A 25655-nucleotide genomic window follows, 5' to 3' on the forward strand; every position below is an offset into this window, starting at 1 on the left:
TCTCCCGCGTGTACCGGTCCCGTTCGCACAGGTCTACGCCGGGTGCCGGAGGCTCGCAATACCGCCTTCCGTGTCAAGCGGGGGATCGTGATCGGCTCGTGACGTGTTGTCAGGCCGGGGCGGGGGAGGTGAGCGGTGCTATCGGAGTGGCCTCCACGGACCGGGCGGCGCGGTCGAGAGCGCTGGCCAACAGGGCCAGATCCGTCGGGCCGTTGCCCAGCTCGCGGACCGGGCGGCGGGTGGGCGGGTCACCCATCCGCTCCCACTCCAACGGGACCACGGTCGGGCGCTGCGTGGCCGTGCGCGGGATGCGCCCGGTGACCCGGCCTGCCTGGAACGGCGTCACCCGGCCGTCCGGATGACCCAGCCTGCCCCGGCCGGGCTGCGGCTCGTCCGGGCCCTGCCCGGGCGCCGCGGGCGGCGGGTCGAGCACGATCCGCAGCCGCGCGCCGTGCGCCAGCTCGGTGTCCGCCGTGCGGTCCGGTCGCGCCGAGGTCGCCACCAGATGCACCCCGAGCCGCGCCCCGTTCCGCGCCACCGCCTCCAGGGCCCGGACCACGGACCCGGCCGCCGGCCGGCCGGGCGCGCCGAGCGCGGGCGCGACCAGCGCGTCGAAGTCGTCGACGAGGACGACGAGGCGGGGCAGCGCGCCGGCCCCCTCGGCGGCGCCGGTGCGCGCGCCACCCGCCTGCGGGCCGCCGTGCGGGACGGCCCGGCCCCCACCCGTGCCCGCCGCGCCGGTCCCGTCCGCGTGGGTCTCGTCCGTACGCAGGGTGCGGCTGCCGGCGCGCTCGCCGAGGAGATCGGAGCCGGGCGGCGGGGTGCGCTCGCCGAGGGCGCCCGCGCGGTACGTACGGGCGCCGGCCGGGTCGTCCAGGGCGCCTCCGCCCGTGCGGTACGTGCGGCCGCCGGCCGTGTCGTCGGGGCCGCCGGTCGCTGTGCGGGGGGTACGGCTGCTGCCGGTGTCGTCGAGGGACCCCGGGCCCGTGTGGGAGGTCCGGCCGCTCGGGCGGTCGCCCAGCAGGTCGGAGCCCGGCGGCGGGGTCCGGTACGCGGACCCGCCGTCCTGGTCGTACACCTCGCGCGTTTCGGTGCGGTGCGTCCGGCCGGCGGCGGTGTCGTCCGAGACGCCGGGGCCCCTGCGGTGCGTCCGGCCGCTCGCCGTGTCGTCGAGGGACCCCGGGCCCGTGTGGGAGGTCCGGGCGCTCGGGCGGTCGCCCAGCAGGTCCGAGCCCGCCGGCGGGGTCCGGTCGGTGAGCGGGGCCGTGGCGTGCCGGGGGAGGCGGGCGCTCGGGGTGTCGCCCACCGCGCCGTCGGGCGCCACGCGGAGGGTGCGGCCGCTCGCGCGGTCGCCGAGCAGGTCCGAGCCGGGGGGCGGGGTGCGGTCGCCGGCCGTGGTCGCACCGGGAGCCGGGCGGGGGACGCGGCCGCTGCCCGCGTCCGCCAGGTCGCCCGTGCGGGCGTCCGGGATGCGGGCCGTGGCGCGCGGGCCGGCCGGGACGGACTCGGCGGGGCTCGCCGTTCGCTGGCCGATCAGGCGGGCCGAGCGCCGGTCCGCGAAGTGCGTGTCGCCGAGGAGCTCGGCCCGGCGCTTCAGCTCGGCGCCCAGGGCCTGGGCGAACTCCCTCATGCGGACCGGATCGGCGGCCACCAGATGCTCGGTGACGTGTGGCAGCTCCGTACAGGCGCCGAGGCCCTCGCCGCGCTCGCCGCCCGCGCCGTCGACCAGGAGCAGGCCGAGCCGGTCGGGGCGGCCGCCGGCCGCGAGGGAGGCGGCGATCGAGCGCAGCAGCTCGGTCCGGCCGCTCCCCGCCGGGCCCTCGATCAGCAGGTGGGGGCCCTCCTGGGTGAGGTCCACGGCCACCGGACCGCGCGGCCCGGCGCCCAGGATCGCCGTGCCGTCCGAGGAGGAGGCCCAGCGGGCCATCAGGGAGGCGGGGGTGGCCCGGGCCAGGCCCAGCTCGTCGAGGAGCCGGGCCGAGGGCGGCAGCGCGGCGGCCGCCCGCCCCTGCCCGGGGACGCCGGCCGTCTCCGTGCGCAAGGGGGCGAGGGCCCGTCCGAACCGTTCGGCCCAGGCGACGGACACCGCGTCCACCACGCCGACCGTGCCGTGCCCGGCGGCCCGGCCGCCGGCGGTGCGCAGCAGCCGCAGGGCCGTCGCCACGTCGCCGCTGAGCAGCGCCACGGCCCCGCACTCGCGGAAGGCGAAGGAGGCGGCGCACGCCTCCTCGTAGGTGGCCGCGACGGGCGAGGCGGGCGAGGCGGAGGGCGCCTCGGCGAGGCAGAGGAGATGGATGCCGGCGGCGGCGCCGACTCCGGCGAGCCGCGCCGCCGTCTCGCGCAGCGCCGCGGAGCCCGGGTCGCCGTCGATGACCACGACGGTCGCGGGTCCCTCGTACCGGGCGGCGGCCTCGGCGACCGCGGCCCGGTCGGCGCTCGGCCAGCCCGGCCCGAGCGGCCCGTCGTCGAGGCGGCGGGTGAGTTCGGTCAGTCGCGCGTGCGCCTGCTCGCGGTCGTACGCGAGGAGCAGCCGGCAGTCCTGCCCGTGCGCGGGGCGTACGTGCGGCAGCCAGCCGAGCCACCCCCAGGCCCGGCGCCGCTCCTCCAGGGGACGGTTCCGGTCGGCGCTGACCAGGACGATCTCGAGGTCGGCGGGGGAGTGCAGGGCGGCGAGCTGGGCGAGGACGGAGCGGGCCAGTCCGGCGAGCCGGGGCGCGGGCCCGGCGAGGCCCAGCGAGCCGGCCTCGCGCAGCCCGACGGTGACGGGCACCCCGGACAGCTCGGCGCGGTCCGTGGTGCCGAGCCGGACCACGAGGGCCTCGGGGTGTTCGGGGCCCCGCTCCCACAGGCGCGGTCCGGGGCCGAGCGCGGTGAGCAGCACGGCGGCCGGGTCGGGCCAGCTGTCGGGCGAGGGGCCGGCGCCGGGCGCGGACCCGGGGGCCGCTCCGGCGAAGGCGGGCACGGGCTCCACCCCGTACTCGCCGGGGGACGGCTCCTCGCGGCCGCCCGCGAGCCGCCGGGCCCAGGCGCCGAGCCCCCGTCTGCGGGTCTGGGTCTGGCGGGTCCTGCTGTGCGCCTCGATCTCGCCCTGGGGCTCGGCGGACTCCTCAGCGCGCGTGTGGCCGTCGCCGTCGCCGTACGCGACGCCGGCGCCGTGCGTGGCGTCCTCGGGGGTCGTGCCCGCCGCGTACGGCGGCGCGTAGGCCCCGGCGCCCGGGCGGTCCTGGTCCAGGGGGCGGGCCGCCTCGGGGAGGGCCACGCGCAGATGGCCCTCGCCGTCCGGGGCGGTGGCGGGCGCCGCCCGGTCGGCGCCGTCCGGGCCGCCGGGGCCGGTCAGGCGCAGGGCGGACTCGCCGACCCGCAGGAGGGCGCCGGAGGGGAAGCGGACGGGCTGCGGCCCGACGGGGACGCCGTCGACGCTCGTGCCGTTCGTGGAGCCCGGGTCGCTCACGGTGACACGGCCGTCCGCGCCGACCGTCACCGTGCAGTGGGAGCGGGACACGTCGGGGTCGTCGAGCGGCACGTCCGCGTCCACGGAACGGCCGATTCTGATCGCTCCGCCGTGCAGCAGGTGCACCCCGCCGGCGTCCGGTCCGGCCACCACGTGCAGCCGGGCGGGGGCGCCCTCGCCGACGCCGTCGTCCGGGCCGGGCACCTGGAGGGAGAGCACGGCGCCGTCGACCAGCGGCGGCATGCCGAGCAGGCAGCGGCGGGTGTCGAGGCGCTCGCCGCCCGCGTAGAGGACGGTGGTCCCCGAAGACGAGGTGTCCGGGCCGGAGACGGCCGCGGCGAGGGAGGAGGCCACGGCGGCCAGCTCGGTCCCCGCGGGCGCGGTGACGAGCACGTCGCAGGCGCGCCCGGCGCCATGGCCGGCGTGCGGCGCGAGGACGGTCAGCCGGATCTGCATCGCCGTCAGCGGTCCCTTCTGCGCGGCGTACCCGGCAGGGGAATCCCACTCGCTCCCCCCACCCGGCACGGACGCGTCGTCCGGTACAGGTCGGCACGGCGCGGGGGGCTCCCGACCCCCGACACGACGTGCTGTAGGCATCCTCGCACCTGCCACTGACAACCCGCCCCCGGGCCGCCCAGAAGTGATCTTGTTCGGTCGCGCTCGAAGCGTCACCGGTCGTGAATTCGCCTGGTTACGTACGTCTCGCCGTGCTTGCGGCAACCCCCGGCGCGCCTCGGGCGTCTCCTTTCCGGACACGTACGGAGTCGGAATCGGCCGTCCTGGGGACAGCCGGTGACCCGTTCGGCGGCACTAAAGTGGGTCGGACACCCGGACGGGTCACAGAACACACAGGGACCCCGGGGACACTTCGACGAACCACCCCAGGACCACGATCAGCAGGGAGCGCGTGACGTGCGGCCTATCGGCAGCAAGTACCTGCTCGAGGAGCCGCTCGGCCGCGGCGCCACGGGCACCGTCTGGCGAGCCCGCCAGCGGGAGACGGCCGGCGCGGAGGCGGCGGTGCCGGGGCAGCCCGGCGAGACCGTCGCGATCAAGGTCCTCAAGGAGGAGCTGGCCAACGACGCGGACATCGTGATGCGCTTCCTGCGCGAGCGGTCCGTGCTGTTGCGGCTCACCCACCCCAACATCGTGCGCACCCGCGACCTCGTCGTGGAGGGTGACGTCCTCGCCCTGGTGATGGACCTCGTCGAGGGCCCCGACCTGCACCGCTACATCCGCGAGAACGGACCGCTCACCCCCGTCGCCGCCGCGCTGCTCACCGCGCAGATCGCGGACGCGCTCGCCGCCAGCCACGCCGACGGCGTCGTCCACCGCGACCTCAAGCCGGCGAACGTGCTGCTCGCCGAGCGGGACGGCGCGATGCACCCGATGCTCACCGACTTCGGCATCGCGCGCCTCGCCGACTCCCCGGGCCTGACCCGCACCCACGAGTTCGTCGGTACGCCCGCGTACGTCGCCCCCGAGTCCGCCGAGGGGCGCCCGCAGACCTCCGCGGTCGACATCTACGGCGCCGGCATCCTCCTGTACGAGCTGGTCACCGGCCGGCCGCCGTTCGCCGGCGGCACCGCCCTGGAGGTCCTGCACCGCCACCTGAGCGAGGAGCCGCGCCGCCCCTCGACCGTGCCCGGGCCGCTGTGGACGGTGATAGAGCGCTGCCTCAGCAAGGACCCGGACCGGCGGCCCAGCGCCGAGAACCTGGCCCGCGGGCTGCGCACGGTCGCCGCCGGCATCGGCGTGCACGCGACCCCCGCCCAGATCGAGGCCGCCGACGGCGTCGGCGCGCTGCTCGCCCCCGACCCGGCCCCGGCGCCGGTGCCGCAGGCACCGGGCGTGGACCCGGCCGGCGCGACCCAGGTCCTGCCGAGCGGCTCGGGCGCCCCGCAGCCGCCGCTGTACGACCCGGCGGCGCCGACCGGCGTCATGCCGACCAGCGGCCCGGCCGGCGCGGCCGACCCGACCGCCGTGCTCCCGGCGACCGGCCGCGGCCCCGTGGACGCGGCGGATCCGACCGCGGTCATGCCTCCCGTGCCGCAGGACCCGCCGGCCGAGCAGCCGCACCCGTGGCAGACGCAGCTGCGCGCCGCCCGGGACCGCAACGAGCAGACCCAGGTGCAGTACCTCGACCCGAGCGAGGACCCGCTGCGCCGCCGGCCGCAGCGCCGCGCGCAGCCGCCGCAGGACGGGCCGCCGCAGTACCAGCAGCAGCCGCCGCAGTACCAGCAGCCGCACCAGCCCCAGCAGCAGTACCCGCAGCGCCCGCCGCAGCCGTACCAGCAGCGCCCGCAGCCCCAGCCGTACGCCCCGCAGCCGCCGCAGCGGCAGCAGTACGCGCCCCAGCCGCCCCAGCAGCAGTACGCGCCGCCGCAGCCGCCGCCGCAGGCCCCCGCGCCCGCCCCGGCCCCGCGCGAGCCGCGCCCGCCGCGGCAGCGCAGCGCCAACCCGATGCGCATCCCGGGCCTCGGCTGCCTCAAGGGCTGCCTGTTCACGATCGTGCTGTTCGTGGTCGCGGGCTGGCTCGTGTGGGAGCTCACGCCGCTCCAGGACTGGGTCGCCGAGGGCAAGGGCTACTGGCAGGCGATCGGCGACGGGATCAGCTCCTTCATGGACTGGGTCTCCTCGCTCACCGACAGCGCGAGCGGTGGCTCGGGCAGTGGTTCGGGCAGCGGTTCGGGTGCCGGTACCGGCCAGTAGGCACCCACGAGGAGCCGTGAAGACCGGCGATTCTGTCGCTTTGTCGACTTCCGAGGGGTGATTTCCCCTCGGAAGTGCCGGTGGGCGCCCTCGGCCGCGTAACTTTGACGCGAACCGCAGCCGCTGAGGGAGCAGTCTTGGCACGGAATATCGGCAGCCGCTACACGGCCCACCAGATCCTCGGGCGGGGCAGCGCGGGCACGGTGTGGCTCGGCGAGGGCCCCGAGGGCCCCGTCGCCATCAAGCTGCTGCGCGAGGACCTCGCCTCCGACCAGGAGCTCGTCGGCCGTTTCGTCCAGGAGCGCACCGCGCTGCTCGGACTCGACCACCCGCACGTCGTCTCCGTCCGCGACCTCGTCGTCGACGGCAACGACCTCGCGCTCGTCATGGACCTGGTCCGCGGCACGGACCTGCGCACCCGCCTCGACCGCGAGCGCCGGCTCGCGCCCGAGGCCGCCGTCGCGATCATCGCCGACGTCGCCGACGGCCTCGCCGCCGCCCACAAGGCCGGCGTGGTCCACCGGGACGTCAAACCCGAGAACATCCTGCTCGACATGGAGGGCCCGCTCGGCCCCGGCGGGGCCCACCCGGCGCTCCTCACCGACTTCGGCGTCGCCAAGCTCATCGACACCCCCGGCCGCACCAAGGCCACCCGGATCATCGGCACCCCCGACTACCTCGCCCCCGAGATCGTCGAGGGCCTGCCGCCGCGCGCCGCCGTCGACATCTACGCCCTCGCGACCGTCCTATACGAGCTGCTCGCCGGCTTCACCCCGTTCGGCGGCGGCCACCCCGGCGCCGTACTGCGCCGGCACGTCACCGAGACCGTCGTCCCGCTGCCCGGCATCCCCGAGGAGCTGTGGCAGCTGATCGTCCAGTGCCTCGCCAAGGCCCCCGCCTCCCGGCTGCGCGCCTCCGAGCTCGGGACCCGGCTGCGGGACGTGCTGCCGATGCTCAAGGGCATCCCGCCGCTCGACGTGGACGAGCCGGACGCGGACCCGGCGGCGGAACCGGCGTACGAGGAGGACCCGTACGCGACCAAGGGAGCCGGCGACGAGCCCGCGCCGCGCCGCGCCGCCGTCCCGCTCGTCCCCGGCGCCTCCACCGACTCCAACCGGGACACCCACACCTCCATGCGGGTCCCCGGCCCCGACGAGCTCTCCGGCGGCCCCCTCGGCACCGCCCGGGCCCCGCGCCCGGCCGGCGCGCCGCGACCCGGCTCCGCCCGGCACAAGGCGGACGCCGTCCGCAAGCGCCGGATCACGCTCACGGTCGCGGCCGTGGTGATCGCGGGCGCGCTGGGCGCGGGCGGCTATCTGGCGGCCTCCGGGGACACCGAGACCCCGCCCCAGGACAGCAGCCCGTCGGCGCGGCCGTAGTCGCGGGGTCCGGGTCCTTGCCACGAGCCGTTACGCTGGACGCGTGGCAGTCGTCGATGTATCCGAAGAGCTGAAGTCCCTCTCCTCGACCATGGGGTCGATCGAGGCCGTCCTGGACCTCGACAAGATGAGGGCAGACATCGCCGTGCTCGAAGAGCAGGCCGCGGCCCCGTCCCTGTGGGACGACCCGGAGGCGGCGCAGAAGATCACGAGCAAGCTTTCGCACCTCCAGGCCGAGGTCCGCAAGGCCGAGGCGCTGCGCGGCCGCATCGACGACCTCGCGGTCCTGTTCGAGCTGGCCGAGGAGATGGACGACCCGGACACCCGGGCCGAGGCCGAGACCGAGCTCACGGCCGTCCGCAAGGCGCTCGACGAGATGGAGGTCCGTACCCTCCTCTCCGGCGAGTACGACGAGCGCGAGGCCCTGGTGAACATCCGGGCCGAGGCCGGCGGCGTCGACGCCTCCGACTTCGCCGAGCGCCTGCAGCGCATGTACCTGCGGTGGGCCGAGCGCCACGGCTACTCCACGGAGGTCTACGAGACCTCGTACGCGGAAGAGGCCGGCATCAAGTCCACCACCTTCGTGGTCAAGGCCCCCTACGCCTACGGCACCCTCTCCGTCGAGCAGGGCACCCACCGTCTGGTCCGCATCTCGCCCTTCGACAACCAGGGCCGCCGCCAGACCTCCTTCGCCGGCGTCGAGATCCTCCCGGTCGTCGAGTCGTCCGACCACGTCGAGATCGACGACTCGGACCTCCGCGTCGACGTCTACCGCGCCTCCGGCCCCGGCGGCCAGGGCGTCAACACCACCGACTCGGCGGTGCGCATCACGCACCTCCCGACCGGCATCGTGGTGTCCTGCCAGAACGAGCGCTCCCAGATCCAGAACAAGGCGAGCGCCATGAACGTCCTCCAGGCCAAGCTCCTCGAGCGCCAGCGCCAGGAGGAGCGCGCCAAGATGGACGCCCTCAAGGGCGACGGCGGCAGCTCCTGGGGCAACCAGATGCGCTCGTACGTCCTGCACCCGTACCAGATGGTCAAGGACCTCCGCACGGAGTTCGAGGTCGGCAACCCGCAGTCCGTCCTGGACGGCGAGATCGACGGCTTCCTGGAGGCGGGCATCCGCTGGCGCAAGCAGCAGGAGCAGGCGCAGTAAGCCGTCCCGTACCTTCACATGACAGCGGGTCCCACTCGAATCGAGTGGGACCCGCTGTCATGTGTCGTGGAGGTGTCAGGTGCCGGGCATCACGCCCGGAACCAGCGTCCGCAGGTCGAACGCGTCGGCCTTGGCCTGCAGGCCGGCGGGCGAGAGATTCACATGGTCGCCCGAGTCGTACGCGGCCTCCGCCGCCGAGCTGATCACCCGGGGCTGCGGGTCCCGGGTGCTGGTGGTGTCGGTGACGCCCAGCACGGCCTCGGTGTCGACCACGTCGACGTAGGGCGGGGTGTATTCCCGCTGCTCCGAGGTCCAGGCGTTGACGGCGGCCCAGTTCAGGTCGTTGGCGTCGGTGCACCTGCTGTAGCCGTGGCAGGGGGTGAGTGTCGTGAACACCGTCTTGATGCCCCAGGCGGAGAGCTCGTCGCGCAGGACGATGAACGAGGCGTTCAGCGCGGTGTCGTCCACCCCGGCGGCCACGTCCTGCACGCCCATGGAGACGACCGCTGTGCGCACGCCGGCCGCCGACAGGACATCCCGGTCGAGCCGGGTCAGCAGCGCCGGATTGCCGTTCTCGTTGGCCATGACCCGGTTTCCGCGGATGGCCGCGCTGTGCATACCCCACGCCGGCAGGTCCGCCTGCGGGTTGACGCGCAGGCGGGCGGCGAGGCGGTGCATGAACGTGGGCGTGTTCATCACCGGCGTGGAGCCTGTCCAGCCCGGGTCGACGATGTCGTCACCGAGCACGGAGATGCCCGGCTGGGCCGTCTCCGTGGCCACGTCGACGCCGGTCAGAAGGTTGGTGCAGAAGCAGCGGAAGCTGCCGGTGGCCATGAAGGTGTCGGCGACGGTGTCCATCGTGTGGTCGCCGGAGCCGACGGGCGCCATGTACTGGAAGTCCCAGGGAGAGTAGCTGTGCTGCACGAGGTACTGCGCGGAGTTGGCCAGGTGGTAGCTGACCAGCAGTGCCCGCCCAGCCGTCACCGGGTAGTCCAGGGGATCGCTGTAGACCTCGCCGCCCACGGGGATCGTGACGCTCTTGCTGCCGCCGAAGGTGAACTCCACCGGGGCGGCGGTCGCCGTGGCGGTGCCGCCCGACCGTGGTGCCGCGGTGGCGCGTCCGATGGTGAGGGGAGACGTGCCGTAGCTGTTCGAGAGGCGGATCCGTACGGTCGGACCGCTGCTCTGGGGAACCGCCGCGATACGGAAGGTCTGGTTGGAGTACGCGGTGCCCGACAGGTAGTTGAACGCGCCCACGTTCGGGGCGCTCCAGCCGGTGTTCCAGGTGCCCGTGCCCGGGGCCGCCTCGGTGTCGCGTACCGCCATGCCGAAGATGTGCAGGGCCGGCACGGAGGCGCCCACCTTGTCGGCGATGTCCGGGAGGCTCACCGAGGTGACGGCCACGCCCGGCTTCAGGGGCACGGCGAAGGCGTAGATCTTCGACTGCACGTCGTCCTGTCCCGTCGGCTTGTTCCGGTGCGGTAGAGCCACGGCGGAAAGCATGTACTCGCCCTGCGAACCCCAGTCGGGCGAGGCGAGGTAGTAGGGGGAGTTGGTGCCGTCCGCGTACGTGACGCTGCCGCTCGCCGATGAGCACTCCGTCGGCGTGCCCGCCCGGTAGTCGCAGTCGGTCGCCGTGGTGCCCTCGCCGTCGGGGATGACGGGCAGGGAGTGGTCGGCGGGGTTGCGGTTGTAGGCCACGTTGGCCCAGGTGCCGGTGGCGAGGAAGACCAGAGCTCGGCCCTTGGCACCGCTCATGAGGATCGTCTGATTGGCCGCGAGGGTGTTGTCGGGGCCGGAGCCGAAGGTGGGCAGTGTGAACGTCGCGCCGTTCACGGTGACCTTGCCACCGCCGTGCCAGCCCGCGGCCGCCAGGTCCTGCTTCGAGAAGCTGTACCCGGCGCCGTCGGCGTTGGCGGCGGTCCGTGCGGCGTCGTCCGACACGGCGGTGTTGTCGAAGGCGTCGGCGAGGCTCGCGTACGTCTTCGGGGCGTGTCCGAGCGCGACGAACTCGTAGCCGTACATTTCGGAGGAGTTGCCGGCCGCGTCCAGTGCGTAGACCCACAGAATGTGGGTGCCGGGGGTGGGCGGGACGACCGCCTTGGAAGCGGTGTTGTTCACCGCGGTCACGATCTGCGTAGCGGGCGGGTTGCTCGTGGGCGGCTTGATGTCGAGTCCCCAGACGAACTTGGCCGCGGTGTTGTTCGTGGTGCCCGGATCGACCTTGAAGGTGAAGGTGCCCGAGGTTCCGGCGGCCGCCCCGGGCTGGTGCTCGGGGTAGACGTTGTTCACGGAGGAGACCAGCGGGCGGGCGGGCGCCCGGCGGTCGACGGTGAAGTGGCAGACGGACGTGTTGGCACGGGTGTCCTTGCCGTCCGTGGCCGTCACCTGCCAGGCGATGGTCGTGCCGTCGGCGAGGCCACTGATGAAGGTGGACGGTACCTGGACCGGGGCCTTGTAGCCGCTCGCCACGTTGGCGCTCGTCAGGGAGAGCTTGTTCGGGGTGCCGTCGTCGACCCAGTACGTGTAGCTGCCGGCCAGCGTGTCCTTGTCGGCGTCGCTCAGCGTCGACGTGAGCGTCGGCGGAGTGGTGGAGACCGTCTTGCCGATCAGGGGGTACGGCGCGGCCGTGTCACAGCCGTACGAGGAGGTCCCCACGTTCACGGAGGGGCTGGCCGGCGCGTTCGGCACGTGGTTGTACGTGATGCTCATCGACGGGTTCGGCGCGAAGCGCTTGAACTTGTTCTTGTCGCTCTCGTCCGCGTTGAGGAGGGCAAAGGTCCAACTCGACGACTTGGCCGCGGCGACCTTGGCGATGGTGGACGTCACGTTGAAGCCGCCGGACGGCTGGCTCGTGCACGCGGGGCCGTAGGAACGGGTGGCGAGCTTGGCGACCAGCCCCGGACGGCTGCTCCAACTGGTGCTCGCGATGATGGCGTTGGCGGAGTACAGATTGACGTCCTCGGACAGGCTGCAGCTTGCCGAGTAGGTCTCCATGGCGTTCACCGTCGCGGTGACGATGTGCGTGCTCCATACCGCTGACGGGATACCGAGTTGGAAGTACGCCCGTTCCCGGCCGACGCAGCCCGACCAGCCGTTGTAGCCGACACCGGGGTTGCCGTACGCCGTCGAGTCGTAGTTCTTCGCCGACGGGCAGCCCTCCTGCACGTGAACGAAGTGCTGCTTGGCCGCGGTCTGGTAGTGCGGGCTCCACGAGGGGTCGATGAACACCGGGAACCGGGTGGACGGATCCTTGAGCATGCGGACGTCCGGGGCGAGGGTGAGCTTCGAGCCGCTCATCGTGCTGCGTACGGGGGCGCTGTGCGCCCCCCGGCCGGGGCCTCGGGCGTCCGACGGGGCGTCCGTGGGGCCCGCCGCCCTGCTGCTGCCGGAGCGGGCGGCCGTGCCGGCGGAGCCGGTCACGGCGGAGGAGTCCCACATGCGGGGCGCGGGGGCGCTGAACAGCACCTGACCCGCGGGGGCGGTGGCCTGGAGGTTGCCCTGGCCGTCGTCGTCCACACGGACGCCGATTCCACTGGTGGTCATCGACAGTGAGGCGAGCTTCGGGTCGGCGGCGGCCTTGGGCGTCTTGACGACGAGGACCTGGGTGAAGCCGCCACGGCTGTCGGCCGTCAGCGTCAGGTCCACATCCGGCAGTACGCCGGGGTAGGTGACGGTGGAGCCCGCGACGGTCGGCCGGGGGAGCGGGGTGGGCCACGACAGCTGCAGGGAGGCCTTGCCGTTCCTCATGGTGACCAGGGGGTGGTCGCCGCCCCCGGAGAAGACGAGCGGTGCCGCCGTGGCCGCCGTTCGGTAGGAGCCGTCGGCTGCTCGGCGGAGCGTGCTGTCGACCGGGACCCACGCGCCGTTCCTCCGCACCCGCTGCGGTAGGACGCTCGATGTCCAGGTGACCGTGCCGCCGGTGTTCGCGGTGACGACGTCGGTCTCGGTGGTGAGCGCGTCTACCTGAACCGGGTGGCCGGTCCTCAACGCCTCACGCTGCGCTGCAGCGAGTGCCTTTTCCTGCGCGCCGGTCAGGCCGGAATCCGCCTCTTCTCGCATTGTGCCGAGTCGGCCAGGTTCTGATTTATGCGGAATCGGTGCAGGTATGCCGGCGCCGGGAGAGGCTGCGGAATTGGAAATTCCGGAGCCGGGTTCAGGGCCGGCCATTGCCGTGCTCGGAGCTGCCGCGCTGATGAGCGCAATGCAGGTCACGGCGGCCAGCCGGCATCTGATCCTGGAGCTGCGGCCTACTGGGTCGCGCATACAAGTCCCCCCTGATGCATGGGATGGAAGGGCGATCGCGCGGGACGCTGCCACAGGTAAGGCGCGTCGGGCAAGGAATTCCTTTGATGTGGCCCGATTAATTCGGTTGACAACGACTCATCCTTGCGAGTCTGTGACTCTTTGCTATTTCTTTGCCGACGTGTTTCCTCGCTTGTACCTGAACGAGGGCGTCCGCTGATAATTTCGCCCGCGCTGTCTCGGTCGATTTGTGGGGGGTCACGAATGGTGCGGCGAATATCGGGCAGATGGGCATTTCTGAGACGCGGCAGGGCGACGGCGACCGCCGCATCGGTGGCACTTGCCACCGCATTCACCCTGGTCGCGACGCTCGCCGACCCCACCGCGGTCGCCTTCGCCACCGACAAGCCGCGCAACTACGCGGTCTCGCCCGGCAAAACCCGCCCCGTCCCGGTCGGCCCGGTCAAGGGCCGTCCGGTCCCGTCCACCACATCGCCGCAGTGGGATCCCGGCAAGGCCCGTAAGGCCTGGCCGGCCGAGGCCACAGCCGAGACCGCGCTCGCCCCCGCCGCCACCGGGCGGCGAACCGCGGCCGTCCGGGTCGGCACCCTGCCCGTGTCGGTGGCCCCGGCGGCCTCCGCGGCCGAGACCTCGGTCGCCCGGGTCAAGGTCCGGACCGCCGGCCGCGCGGTCGCCACCCGCGCGGGTATCGCCGGCCTGATCACCTCCGTGGCGCGCACCGACGGCGGCAGCGGCGGCAGGGTGCGCCTGAGCGTCGACTACCGGTCGTTCGCCCAGGCGTACGGCGGTGACTGGTCCTCGCGTCTGCGGCTCGTACGTCTCCCCGAGTGCGTGCTGACGACGCCCCAGCGACCCGAGTGCCGCACTCAGACGCCCGTGGCCTCTGTCAACGACGCCAAGGCCGGGACCGTCAGCGGCGAGGTGCCACTTCCGAACGCCCCGTCGTCCGCGACGGTCCTCGCCGCGGTGGCCGAGGCCGCCGGCGGCGGCGGCTCGTACGCCGCCACATCGCTCTCGCCCTCCGGGCAGTGGTCCGCGGGCGGTTCGACCGGTGGCTTCTCCTACACCTACCCGATCGGTGTGCCGGACGTACCCGGCAGCTTCAAGCCCTCCGTGGCCCTCAGCTACAGCTCCCAAGGTGTGGACGGCCGTACGTCCTCCACCAACGCCCAAGCCTCCTGGATCGGCGACGGCTGGGACTATGCGCCCGGATTCATCGAGCGCTCCTACCGCTCCTGCGCCGACGACGCGGCCGGCGGCACGCCGAAGACGTCCGACCAGTGCTGGAACGGTGCGGCACAGACGCTCACCCTCTCCCTCAACGGCGCTTCGAACACCCTCGTCTATGACGACGCCTCGAAGACGTGGCACCAGCAGAGCGACAGCGGCGAGAAGATCAGCGTCAGGACCGACACGGTCAACGGCGACAACGACAACGAGTACTGGGTCGTCACGACCGCCGACGGCACCGACTACTACTTCGGCCTCAATCGTCTTCCTGGCTGGGTCACGGGCAAGGCGACGACCAACTCGGTGTGGACCACGCCGGTCTTCGGCAACGACGCGAACGAGCCCTGCCACCAGTCCACGTTCGCCGCCTCGTCCTGCGCCCAGGCGTACCGCTGGAACCTCGACTACGCGGTCGACGACCACAGCAACGCCATGAGCTTCTGGTACAAGCCGGAGACGGGCTACTACGGCAAGAACAACTCCACCGCGCCCACCGCCTACACCCGCGGCGGCCAGCTGGAGAAGATCCAGTACGGTCAGCGTGACGGCAAGATCTACGACACCACCACACCCCCGACCGGCCAGGTCTTCTTCGACACCTTCGAACGCTGTCTGCCGGGCGGGGGCTTCGACTGCGCCGAGTCCAAGCTCACCACGACGCCCACCCGCTGGCCCGACGTGCCCGCCGACCAGAACTGCCCGTCCACGGGCACCTGCGCCAACCACGGGCCGTCGTACTGGACCACCAAACGCCTCATCGGCATCCGCACCGAGGTCCTTGTGGGCGGCGCCTATCAGAAGGCGGACTCCTGGGCCCTGACCCACACCTTCCCGCCCACCGGTGACACGACCACCCCCTCGCTCTGGCTGAACTCCATCGTCCGAACCGGCCAGGTCGGCGGATCCCTCGCGATGCCGGAGCTGACCTTCGAGGGCACCGGCCTCGCCAACCGGGTCGACGGCCTCGACGGCTACCAGCCCATTACGCGCCGCCGCATGACCAAGATCGTCAGTGAATCGGGCGGTGTGACCGCGATCAACTACCTGGCGGCGCAGTGCCACCGCGCCGGCACGGTCGTGATGCCGTCCTCCCCGGACAACAACACGCTTCGCTGCTACCCCTCGTACTGGACACCGGCGGGCCAGACCACCCCGCAGCTCGACTGGTTCAACAAGTTCGTCGTCAACACCGTGACCGAGCAGGACCCGTTCGGCGGCGGGCTGCCCGTGCAGACCTCGTACAAGTACCTGGGGGGCGCCGCCTGGCACTTCAACGACGACTCGCTCAGCGAGCCCAAGTACCGCACCTGGAACCAGTGGCGGGGATACGGTCAGGTCGAGGTCTCGACCGGCACCGCGCCCGACCGGCTCACGCTCTCGCGGTCCGTCTACTTCCGCGGTATGAAGGGCGAGAAGCTCGGGTCCGGTACCTGGCCCGCCTCCCTCACCAGCAGCACGGGTGGAGTCACCGCCGCCGACGAGGACCAGTTCGCCGGGCAGGTCTTCGAGACGCTCAGCTACGACGGGTCGGGCGGAGCCCGGCTCGCGAGCACCGTCACCACTCCCGCGCTGGGCAAGGCGACAGCCACGCATGCACGGACGACTGTCGGGCTGGATCCGCTCGTCGCCCGGCTGGCGGTCGAGAACCGGTCCACGCGCACCACGACCACCAAAGCCGACGGAACCGACCGCGTCACCGAATCGGTCACCAACTACGACTCGGTCACCGGCCTGCCGACCGAGGTCGACGACAAGGGCGATCTGTCCACGGCGGCCGACGACAAATGCACCACCACCTGGTACCTGAAGGACGCCGCAGGCAACACCCTGCCCCTGCCCAGGCGCATACAGACCGTCGCGGTCAACTGCGTGGCCACGCCGCAGTACCCGGGTGACCTGATCAGCGACGACCTGACCTTCTACGACGGCCACACGGACAACCTCGCCGCGCCCACGACCGGCGACGTGACGATGGTGCAGAAGGCCGACTCCGTCGACACGGCGGGCACGGCCCACTACATCCCGACGCTGAAGGCGAGCTACGACACCTACGGCCGTCAGATCACCGAGACCGACGCCCGCGGCTACACCACGACCACGTCCTACACGGCGGCCACAGCCACCGCTCCGGCCACGATCAAGGTCACCCAGCCGCTGGTCACCGGCCAGACCACCGCGTTCTCCTCGACCACGACGCTCGACGCGCGGAGTCTCGCCACCAAGGTGACGGACGCGGCCGGATACTCCACCACGAACGCCTACGACCCGCTCGGCCGGCTCATCGCGGTGTGGAAGCCCGGCTTCGCCACCAGCAACGGCGCCAACACCAAGTTCACGTACAACCTCTCGCGTACCGGCGTGTCCACGGTCACCACCCAGACGCTCAACGACGACACCAGCTATCGGACCTCCCTCTCGCTCTACGACGCACTCCTGCGCGCCCGCGAGACCCAGACCGAGACGGCCGACGGCGGCCGGGTCATCACCGAGACCGTCTACGACACCCACGGCTGGCCGGTGAAGACCGCCGGCCCGTACTACGCCACCGGCGCCCCCTCCGGCACGCTCGTCTCCGCCCCCGACAACCAGGTGCCCACCCAGACCGGCACCGTCTACGACGGCGCGGGCCGCGTCACCGACGCGATCTCGTACACCCGGGCCACCGAGACCTGGCGCACGACGTACGCCTACCGAGGATCGGACCGCACCGACACCACCCCGCCGGCCGGCTCCACCCCGACCAGCACCTTCGTCGACGCCCGAGGCAAGACCACCAGCCTGTGGCGGTACCACGGCACGACGCCCACCGGCACGTACGACGAGGTCACCTACACCTACGACCCGTCCGGCAGGCAGACCGGCCAGGACGACAAGAAGGGCCACGCCTGGTCCAGCGGCTACGACCTGCTGGGGCGCAAGACCACCCAGAGTGATCCGGACACCGGCATCACGGACTCCACGTACGACAACGCAGGACACGTGCTGACCGTCACGGACGCACGGAAGAAGCAGGTCACCTACACGTACGACGAGCTCGGACGCCGGAAGGCTCAGTACGACACCACCGGCGACGTTGCCCCTGCCCCGGCCAACCAGCTGGCCTCGTGGACGTACGACACGCTGAAGAAGGGCTTGCCCACCTCGTCGACCAGCTACGACAACGGGCGGGCCTACACCGACAAGATCCTGGGTTACGACTCCTACGGCAGGGTCACGGCCACCGCCCGGGTCATCCCGGCGGAGGAGGGGAACCTCCAGGGCACCTACATCACCCAGAACCGCTACAACCTCACCGGCACGCTCGCCTCGTACACCGACAGCGCGGCGGGCCTCCTGCCGCAGGAAACGGTGAGCTACGGCTACGACCGCTTCGGCCGGCCGAAGACGGCCGGCAGCGAGTCGATGGCCGCCTCGCTGGACTGGACGCAGTACGACGAGCCGCAGCAGTTCACGCTCGGCACCTCCGGGAACTTCGCCCAGCAGACGCTCCAGTACGACGAGCAGACGCATCGGCTGGCCAGCTCCTTCACCGTGGCGGCCTCCGGCACGAAGATCGCCGACCGCACGACCTACGCCTACCAGCCGTCCGGCAACGTCACCCGGATCGCCTCCGAGCAGGGCGACGGCACCACCGACACCCAGTGCTTCCGCTACGACTGGGCCCAGCGACTGGCGGCCGCGTGGACGGCGACGGACGACTGCGCCGCGACACCTGCCCCCGGCGCGGCGGGCACGGTCTCCCGGAGCCCGTCCTCCTACTGGCAGACCTGGACGTACGACGGCACGGGCAACCGGGAGACACAGACCGACCACGCCGTCGACGGTGACGCCACGAAGAACACCGTCTCCACATACGCACAGCCGGCGGCCGGCAAGGGCCCGGCACACGCCGTGGCCTCGATCAGCAAGGTCGCGCCCGGCGGCCCCGAGAACACCCTGGAGACGTCGTACACCTACGACGTCTCGGGCAACATCGAGAGCCGCACCGACCGGGCCGGCACCGACTCGTTCCGCTTCGGCACCCAGGGCAAGCTCGTAGAGCTGGCGCGCACGGCCACGGGCAAGTCTACGAAGTACGTGTACGACGCCGCCGGCAACCTGCTGATCCGGCGCGACGCCGACAAAACGGTGCTGTACACCGGCGACCAGGAGTTGACCCTCAAGACCGGGGCAGCGAAGGCCGAAGGCACCCGCTACATCGGCCTCGGCGGCCAGACCGTCGCCGTACGCACCGTCGACGCCGCCGGGGACCGGGTCGCCTATCTGGTCTCCGATCGTCAGGGCACGGGTCAGATCCAGATCGACGCCGTCTCACAGACGGTCACCCGGCGCCAGTACAAGCCGTTCGGCGAGAAGCGCACCGCCCCGGCGACGTGGCAGGGCAGTCGAGGCTTCGTTGGTGGCCAGGAGGACGAGGACACCGGCCTCGTCAACCTGGGCGCCCGGCAGTACGACCCTGCGGCGGGGCGCTTCCTCTCACCGGATCCGCTGCTCGACGCCAACGACCCCGAGCAGTGGAACGCGTACTCCTACGCCAACAACAGCCCGGTCACGCTCAGCGACCCGGACGGCCTGTGCCCGAAGGACGGGGACGTCTGCGGTGTCCAGGGCCAGACGCCCTCGAAGCCGCCGACGCAGAAGGAGATCGACGACTACAACAAGCAGAACAAGGCCGCCGCTCCCGCCACTACCAGCACCACGACGCACACCGACAGCGCCACCGCGAAGGCCGAGGCCGAGGCGGCGGACCGCGCCAAGGCCACCGCGGACGCGGCGGCGGCCGCGGCGCGGAAGGAGAAGGAGGGCTTCAAGGACAAGATCGTCAACCTGGTCGCGGACCTGATCGGCATCACCGACGCCGTCAACTGCTTCACCAAGGGCGACGTGATGGCCTGCATCAACACGGCCCTCAACGCGGTGCCCTGGGGCAAGGTCTTCAAGGCGATCAAGGTCGGCTACAAGGCCTTCAAGCTGTGGCGCTCCATCCAGAAGGCCGAGAAGGCGGTCAAGGAGGCCGAGGACGCGGCGGCCGCGGCGGCGGTCCTGGCCCGGGAGAGACGGGCACAGGCGGCGGCAGCGGAAGCGGAGGAGGCCGCGGCGGCGAAGGCATCGTCCTGCCCGACGCACAGCTTCACCGGAGACACGCGCGTCCTGCTGGCCGACGGCAACACGAAACCCATCTCGGAGATCGAGGCCGGCGACGAGGTCGCGGCCGCCGACCCGCAGACGAACGTGTCGGCGGGCGAGCCGGTCGAGCGGCAGATCGTCACGACGGACGACACCGAGTTCACCGACCTGACGGTCGTCGCCTCGGAAACCCCCGGATCGAAGCCGTCGAAGCTCACGACGACCTGGCACCACCCCTTCTGGGACGTCGCCAAGCACCGCTGGACCGACGCGAAGAACCTGACCCCGGGCACGGAACTCCGCCAGCCGGACGGCACGACCCTCAAGATCCTCCACGCCCGCAACTACAACGCACGCGCGATCACGTACGACCTGACGGTCAGGACCGTTCACACCTACTACGTGCTGGCGGGTGGCGAGCCTGCCCTGGTGCACAACTGCGACACGCCTGCGGAGCTGAATGCGTTCGGAAATGCTTCCGGTCCGCGGCCACCGCGTGAGGGTGTCGATTTCCAGGTGGGAGACGACGGTCTCGTGATTCCGCAGTCCGGCCCGTCGCCGCACGGAGCCTCGACCTTCGCAGATCCGGACAGTGCACCTGTGACAGGCGTCTATCACTCGATTCCTCGTGGGACGCCGTTGCCTCGGGGCTTCGGGGTGGTGGCTGACGGCGTGGACGTCCTGCCAGGCTCTACGCAAGCCGCCACGCACCATACGATTTTCCCCACCGAACCCATGACTCCGCAGCAGTTCGTGGACGGGTTCATGAACCTGCCATGGACCCGGGCGGGAAGGAAGAAATGACGTGAGCGGCAGCGAGGCTGAATCGGCTTGGAACGCCTTCGTCCAAGCCGAGCAGGTCTACCGAGATGCGCTGGGCAGGCTGCGTGACTTCGATATGCGGTCGATGCTCGGCGAGGCGCTCCTGCGCCTCGACTGGAGGCGCCAAGCACTCACGGTGATCGGTATCAGTGACTGGCATGTCGCGGAGGCGCTGCTTCCTGAGCTGCTCCCCCTCTCGTGCGTGTCGCACTCGCTCTTGGGGGAGGTGCGCCGTTGCATCCTGCGAATCCCGCGCGACGCCTTGCTGCCGGCCATGGATGAGCACGTGACTTCGTTGATCACGAACCCTGAGAGTGACTATGAGGCGTACCGACGGACTGCCGAGCTCCTCAGGCTCTTGAAGGCCGGTTCCCTCATGGGGGAGCTCGTGGAAGCGGCCGACCAGTCGCCAGACCCGGACATCCGCGAAGTTGCGGAGGACTTCCGAGGGGAGGTACAGGGGACCGCTTGAGCCGATCCGGGAGAGCAGATTCGCGGCCGCAAGCAGCCGATCGGTGATTCTGACGCTTTGTCGACATGGGAACTGCCATAGCGGGGCCCGGAGTTCAGGGTTTACGTCACAGTTGCATCGCCGCATGGCGGGCAGAAGGTGATCTTTCGGGCATCGCACGCGCAACGACCTTGACGTGTCATCGGAAACTCGGAAGGGTGGCACGCGGCATGCGTGTTTCTGGGGCGCGTGTGAACGGGGGCAGGTCCAGTTTCTTGTGACGGCTTCCGGTGTCCGCCGCCCCGAGCGCAGCTCTACAGACGATTTTGAGCTACTGGGGGTAGCAGCCAGATGACGAAGAAGACGCGGGTCCGCGTTGCGCGGATCGCCGCCGGTGTGGTCATCGCCGCCGGTGCGTCGCTGACGGCGGCCGGTGCCGCGCAGGCCGTGGGTGTCAGCGTCTCGCTCGGTGCCGAGGACGAGCCGCCCACCTGTGAGATCGACCCGACGCTTTGCCAGACGACCCCGCCCACGACGGAGCCGACCACGGCCCCGCCGACGACGGAGCCGACCACCGCGCCTCCGACCACGGAGCCGACCACGGCCCCGCCCACGACGGAGCCGACCACGGCCCCGCCGACCACCGCGCCTCCGACCACGCAGCCGACCGGCCACCCCACGGGCAAGCCGACCGGCAAGCCGACCCCCGGCAAGCCTGGTCCGACCGGTCAGCCCACCACCCCGGGTGACGACGACAACGACAACGGCGCCGGCACCTGCACCGTCGACCTCGACGGTGCCGAGTGCGTCGACAACGACCCGGGCACCAACAACGCCGGGTCCCAGCCGGTCGAGCAGGGCAAGGCCAAGGAGGAGCTGGCCGAGACCGGTGCCGCCGAGACCTCGTTCCTGATCATCGGCGCCGCCACCATGATCGCCGGTGGCATCGGCTTCCGCTTCCTGCCGCGTCTCGCGGCCGGCGGCCGTACCGCTGCCTGACGTAAGGCGTAAGGCGCAGAAGCGCCGAGAAGGCCCGGACGCCCCTTCTGGGGGTCCGGGCCTTCTCTGTGGTGCTTCCGGGGGCTCGGAGGGCTACGGCGGCCCTACGTGCCCTTCAGGGCTGCCAGCAGGGCCATCGTCGCCACCAGGGCGATCACCAGGGTCAGCAGCATCGCCGGGGTCAGGCCCGTCGGCTGGGGCAGTCGCTCGCGGTTCGCGCGGCAGACGGGGCAGCGGCCCTCCGCGACGGGGGCCGCGCAGTTGGCGCACACCAGTCGGTCGTAGGTCATGCGCTCTCCTCCTCCCGCACGGGGGTCCTCACCGGAAGAACGCTCCGGATGAGCCGCGCGTTCCCCTACCACTGTGCCAGCTCGCGAGCGTTTCGGCGCGCCCCGTGGGAGTGGGATCGGAAGGACGAAAAGGATAAAGCACACAAGCCCGGACCGCGACTGCGCGGGCCATCCCCGTTCGCGTATGGTCACGCACACCTACTCCCGGCCGACCGTGGTGCATCCGTGATCCGATTCGACAACGTCTCCAAGTCCTATCCGAAGCAGAACCGCCCCGCGCTCCGGGATGTCTCCCTGGAGATCGAGAAGGGGGAGTTCGTCTTTCTCGTCGGTTCGTCCGGCTCCGGAAAGTCGACCTTCCTGCGACTGATCCTGCGCGAGGAGCGCGCCAGCCACGGCCAGGTGCATGTCCTCGGCAAGGACCTCGCCCGGCTGTCGAACTGGAAGGTGCCGCACATGCGGCGCCAGCTCGGCACCGTCTTCCAGGACTTCCGCCTGCTGCCCAACAAGACCGTCGCCGAGAACGTGGCCTTCGCCCAGGAGGTCATCGGCAAGCCCCGCGGCGAGATCCGCAAGGCCGTCCCCCAGGTCCTCGACCTGGTCGGCCTCGGGGGCAAGGAGGACCGCATGCCCGGCGAGCTCTCCGGCGGTGAGCAGCAGCGCGTCGCCATCGCCCGCGCCTTCGTGAACCGCCCGATGCTGCTGATCGCCGACGAGCCCACCGGCAACCTCGACCCGCAGACCTCCGTCGGCATCATGAAGCTGCTCGACCGCATCAACAGGACGGGGACCACCGTCGTCATGGCGACCCACGACCAGAACATCGTCGACCAGATGCGCAAGCGCGTCATCGAGCTCGAAAAGGGCCGCCTCGTCCGCGACCAGGCGCGCGGCGTCTACGGATACCAGCACTGAGCCTGTAGCGAGTAGGAGAAAGCAGATCCCATGCGCGCTCAGTTCGTGCTCTCCGAGATCGGCGTCGGCCTCCGGCGCAACCTGACGATGACCTTCGCCGTCATCGTGTCCGTGGCCCTGTCCCTGGCCCTCTTCGGCGGCGCCCTGCTCATGCGCGAGCAGGTCAGCACGATGAAGGACTACTGGTACGACAAGGTCAACGTCTCCATCTTCCTCTGCAACAAGAGCGACGGCGCCACCTCGGCCAAGTGCGCCAAGGGTGCCGTCACCGCGCAGCAGAAGGAGCAGATCGAGTCCGATCTGAAGGAGATGGACATCGTCGAGACGGTCCATCACGAGTCCGCCGACGAGGCCTACAAGCACTACAAGGAGCAGTACGGGGACACCGCGATCGCGTCGGTCGTCACCCCGGACCAGATGCAGGAGTCCTTCCGGGTCAAGCTCAAGGACCCCGAGAAGTACAAGGTCGTGGCGACCGCCTTCGCCGGGCGCGACGGGGTCGAGTCCGTGCAGGACCAGCGCAACATCCTGCAGAACCTCTTCGACCTCATGAACGGCATGAACATCGCCGCCCTCGGCGTCATGGGCCTGATGCTGGTCATCGCGCTGATGCTGATCGTCAACACCGTCCGCGTCTCGGCCTTCAGTCGGCGCCGCGAGACCGGCATCATGCGGCTGGTCGGCGCCACCAACTTCTACATCCAGATGCCGTTCATCATGGAGGCCGCCTTCGCCGGTCTCCTTGGCGGCGCCGTCGCCTGCGTGATGCTGCTCGTCGGCCGGTACTTCCTGATCGACCACGGCATCGCGCTCGCCGACAAGATGCAGCTGGTCAACTTCATCGGCTGGGACGCCGTCCTCGCCAAGCTGCCGCTCGTCATCGCGATCGGCCTCCTGATGCCCGCTCTGGCCGCCTTCGTCGCGTTGCGCAAGTACCTGAAGGTGTGACAGTTCACTCGGCGTGACCCGATGGCGCCGTACGGCCAACCGCCGTACGGCGCCATCCGCTTGTCCTAGAGTGGGCGACATGCGTGCCGGTGCCGGCCCCGAATTCTGTCGACGGCCCCGCGGAGTTCTCCGTGGGGCCGCCTTGACGTTGGTCTTCGCCGGCGTGCTCGGCACGGCCGCGGCCACCGGCTCCCTGCCGCGGCGGGAGGACGCCCGCGAGGCCGCCCCCGCCCCGACGGCCACCCGCGCCACCGTCGACCGGGCGGCGCTCGCCCGCGCCGCCGCCGAGGCCGTCGCCGACGGCAAGTCCGGCAAGAAGGCCGCCGAGGACTTCGTCAGCCGCAGCGGCGACCGCTGGAGCGCCGTCTACGACAAGCGGGAGTACGCCGAGTTCGAGCAGGCCCTCGACGGCGCCTACACGGGAGTGGGCCTCTCCGCCCGGAAGGCCGCCCCGGACCGCGTCGAGATCAGCCGCGTCCAGTCCGGCGGGCCCGCCGAGCGGGCCGGGCTGCGCCCCGGCGACCGGCTCACCGCCGTCGACGGGCGCCGGATCGGCGGCCTCTCCGTCTCCGAGATCGTCTCCCTGCTGCGCGGCGACGGCGTCCCCGGCACCACCGTCACCCTGGGCCTCGAGCGCGGCCGCGCCACCTGGACCCAGACCCTGCGCCGGGCCCGCCTCGCCACCGACCCCGTCACCGTCCGCCGGCTCGACGACGGCACCCTGCTCATCCGGGTCGCCGCCTTCACCAAGGGCACCGGCGAGCGAGTAAGAGCCGCCGTGCGCGCCGCCCCGCCCCGCGCGGGAGTCCTGCTCGACCTGCGCGGCAACTCCGGCGGACTGCTCGCCGAGGCGGCCGGCGCCGCCTCGGCCTTCCTCGACGGCGGCCTCGTCGCCACGTACGACGTCGACGGCGAACAGCGCGCGGTGTACGCGGACGGCGGCGGCGACACCGCACGGCCCCTGGTGACGCTCGTGGACGGCGGCACCATGAGCGCGGCCGAGCTGCTCACCGGCGCCCTGCAGGACCGGGGACGGGCGGTCACGGTCGGCTCGCGCACCTTCGGCAAGGGCTCCGTGCAGATGCCCAGCACGCTGCCCGACGGCTCCGTCGCCGAGCTCACCGTCGGCCACTACCGCACGCCCGCCGGGCACGCGGTGGACGGCCACGGCATCACCCCGGACGTCGTGGTCGGCAGCGCGGCCGGCGACCGGGCCGAAGAACGGGCCCGTACGGTATTGAGTGGCCTCGGAGGGGCCCCGTAGTGCGAAAATGACCGCACTATGGCAAAGGGACTCGTCAACGTGCAGGGCAAGCCTGCGAAGAAGAAGGCCCAGGACAAGGGGCCGGAGCGCAAGCTCATCGCGCAGAACAAGAAGGCGCGGCACGACTACCACATCCTCGACACCTACGAGTGCGGTGTCGTGCTCATGGGCACCGAGGTGAAGTCGCTGCGGATGGGCCGGGCGTCGCTCGTCGACGGCTTCGTGCACATCGACGGCGGGGAGGCGTGGCTGCACAACATCCACGTGCCCGAGTACTCCCAGGGCAGCTGGACCAACCACTCGGCGAAGCGGAAGCGCAAGCTGCTGCTGCACCGCGCCGAGATCGACAAGCTGGAGCAGAAGGCCTCCGAGACCGGTCACACGATCGTGCCGCTCTCGCTGTACTTCCTGGGCAGCCGGGTGAAGTGCGAGATCGCGCTGGCCAAGGGCAAGAAGGAGTACGACAAGCGGCAGACGCTGAAGGAGAAGCAGGACACCCGCGAGGCGAGCCGTGCCATCGCCGCGGCCCGGCGCCGGCAGCGCGCTGCCCAGGCGGCCCAGCGCGGCTGAGCCCGCCGGTCAGCCGCCGGGAATACGCTGGCGACCGTCGGCGTTGGTCGCGTACGATGGGCCACGCACCTCACA

Annotated in this window: 13 protein-coding genes; 10 read left to right on the plus strand and 3 right to left on the minus strand. The window is 71.8% G+C overall.

The window, feature by feature from the left end; all coding sequences use genetic code 11:
- Nucleotides 1–109 precede the first annotated feature (109 nt).
- Nucleotides 110–3907, minus strand: a complete 3798-nt coding sequence (locus ACIGXE_RS00140; protein ID WP_399740620.1) for an FtsK/SpoIIIE domain-containing protein — start codon at nt 3905–3907, stop codon at nt 110–112.
- Between the two features lie 456 nt (nt 3908–4363).
- Between ACIGXE_RS00140 and ACIGXE_RS00145 the strand changes: the two genes are divergently transcribed.
- The 3 genes from ACIGXE_RS00145 (at nt 4364) to prfB (ending at nt 8698) form a co-directional block, all read left to right on the plus strand.
- On the plus strand, nt 4364–6163 hold the full coding sequence (locus ACIGXE_RS00145) for a protein kinase (RefSeq protein ID WP_399740623.1): 1800 nt from the start codon (nt 4364–4366) through the stop codon (nt 6161–6163).
- A 137-nt stretch (nt 6164–6300) separates the two neighbouring features.
- Nucleotides 6301–7542 carry a serine/threonine-protein kinase gene (locus tag ACIGXE_RS00150; RefSeq protein WP_399740626.1) on the plus strand — a complete coding sequence of 414 codons (1242 nt, stop codon included), beginning with the start codon at nt 6301–6303 and terminating at the stop codon, nt 7540–7542.
- A gap of 43 nt (nt 7543–7585) precedes the next feature.
- Nucleotides 7586–8698, plus strand: a complete 1113-nt coding sequence (prfB, locus tag ACIGXE_RS00155) for a peptide chain release factor 2 (RefSeq protein ID WP_399740628.1) — start codon at nt 7586–7588, stop codon at nt 8696–8698.
- Between the two features lie 75 nt (nt 8699–8773).
- Here prfB and ACIGXE_RS00160 read toward each other — a convergent pair whose 3' ends face one another.
- Nucleotides 8774–12688, minus strand: a complete 3915-nt coding sequence (locus ACIGXE_RS00160; protein WP_399740631.1) for a hypothetical protein — start codon at nt 12686–12688, stop codon at nt 8774–8776.
- 588 nt (nt 12689–13276) lie between these two features.
- Here ACIGXE_RS00160 and ACIGXE_RS00165 point away from each other — a divergent pair.
- From ACIGXE_RS00165 to ACIGXE_RS00175, 3 genes are all read left to right on the plus strand, one after another.
- Entirely contained in the window at nt 13277–20125 is a 6849-nt protein-coding gene (locus ACIGXE_RS00165; protein ID WP_399740634.1) for an RHS repeat-associated core domain-containing protein, read from the plus strand.
- A gap of 1 nt (nt 20126) precedes the next feature.
- Nucleotides 20127–20615 (plus strand): hypothetical protein, encoded by a 489-nt coding sequence (locus tag ACIGXE_RS00170; protein WP_399740637.1) that lies wholly within the window; start codon nt 20127–20129, stop codon nt 20613–20615.
- Nucleotides 20616–20945: 330 nt separating this feature from the next.
- Entirely contained in the window at nt 20946–21593 is a 648-nt protein-coding gene (locus tag ACIGXE_RS00175) for a hypothetical protein (protein ID WP_399740639.1), read from the plus strand.
- 104 nt (nt 21594–21697) lie between these two features.
- On the opposite strand, the gene ACIGXE_RS00180 is transcribed toward ACIGXE_RS00175, so the two are convergent.
- On the minus strand, nt 21698–21883 hold the full coding sequence (locus tag ACIGXE_RS00180) for a hypothetical protein (protein WP_376637865.1): 186 nt from the start codon (nt 21881–21883) through the stop codon (nt 21698–21700).
- Between the two features lie 225 nt (nt 21884–22108).
- Between ACIGXE_RS00180 and ftsE the strand changes: the two genes are divergently transcribed.
- From ftsE to smpB, 4 genes are all read left to right on the plus strand, one after another.
- The gene (gene ftsE / locus ACIGXE_RS00185; RefSeq protein ID WP_345487862.1) at nt 22109–22798 is read left to right on the plus strand and encodes a cell division ATP-binding protein FtsE; all 690 of its coding nucleotides are present in this window, start codon (nt 22109–22111) and stop codon (nt 22796–22798) included.
- A 30-nt stretch (nt 22799–22828) separates the two neighbouring features.
- The gene (ftsX, locus tag ACIGXE_RS00190; protein ID WP_399740643.1) at nt 22829–23746 is read left to right on the plus strand and encodes a permease-like cell division protein FtsX; all 918 of its coding nucleotides are present in this window, start codon (nt 22829–22831) and stop codon (nt 23744–23746) included.
- Nucleotides 23747–23825: 79 nt separating this feature from the next.
- The gene (locus tag ACIGXE_RS00195) at nt 23826–25010 is read left to right on the plus strand and encodes a S41 family peptidase (protein WP_399740646.1); all 1185 of its coding nucleotides are present in this window, start codon (nt 23826–23828) and stop codon (nt 25008–25010) included.
- Between the two features lie 18 nt (nt 25011–25028).
- Nucleotides 25029–25580: an SsrA-binding protein SmpB gene (gene smpB, locus ACIGXE_RS00200; RefSeq protein WP_399740649.1), complete on the plus strand. Its 552-nt coding sequence runs from the start codon at nt 25029–25031 to the stop codon at nt 25578–25580.
- The last annotated feature ends 75 nt before the right edge of the window (nt 25581–25655 follow it).

Origin of the sequence: Streptomyces sp. NPDC053431 (assembly GCF_044544925.1) — a bacterium.
GTDB lineage: Bacteria > Actinomycetota > Actinomycetes > Streptomycetales > Streptomycetaceae > Streptomyces.

Coding starts and splice junctions, on each gene's coding strand:
- ACIGXE_RS00140 (WP_399740620.1), bottom strand. CDS start 3,907: ATGCAGATCCGGCTGACCGTCCTCGCGCCGCACGCCGGCCATGGCGCC.
- ACIGXE_RS00175 (WP_399740639.1), top strand. CDS start 20,946: ATGACGAAGAAGACGCGGGTCCGCGTTGCGCGGATCGCCGCCGGTGTG.
- ACIGXE_RS00180 (WP_376637865.1), bottom strand. CDS start 21,883: ATGACCTACGACCGACTGGTGTGCGCCAACTGCGCGGCCCCCGTCGCG.
- ftsX (WP_399740643.1), top strand. CDS start 22,829: ATGCGCGCTCAGTTCGTGCTCTCCGAGATCGGCGTCGGCCTCCGGCGC.
- ACIGXE_RS00195 (WP_399740646.1), top strand. CDS start 23,826: ATGCGTGCCGGTGCCGGCCCCGAATTCTGTCGACGGCCCCGCGGAGTT.
- smpB (WP_399740649.1), top strand. CDS start 25,029: ATGGCAAAGGGACTCGTCAACGTGCAGGGCAAGCCTGCGAAGAAGAAG.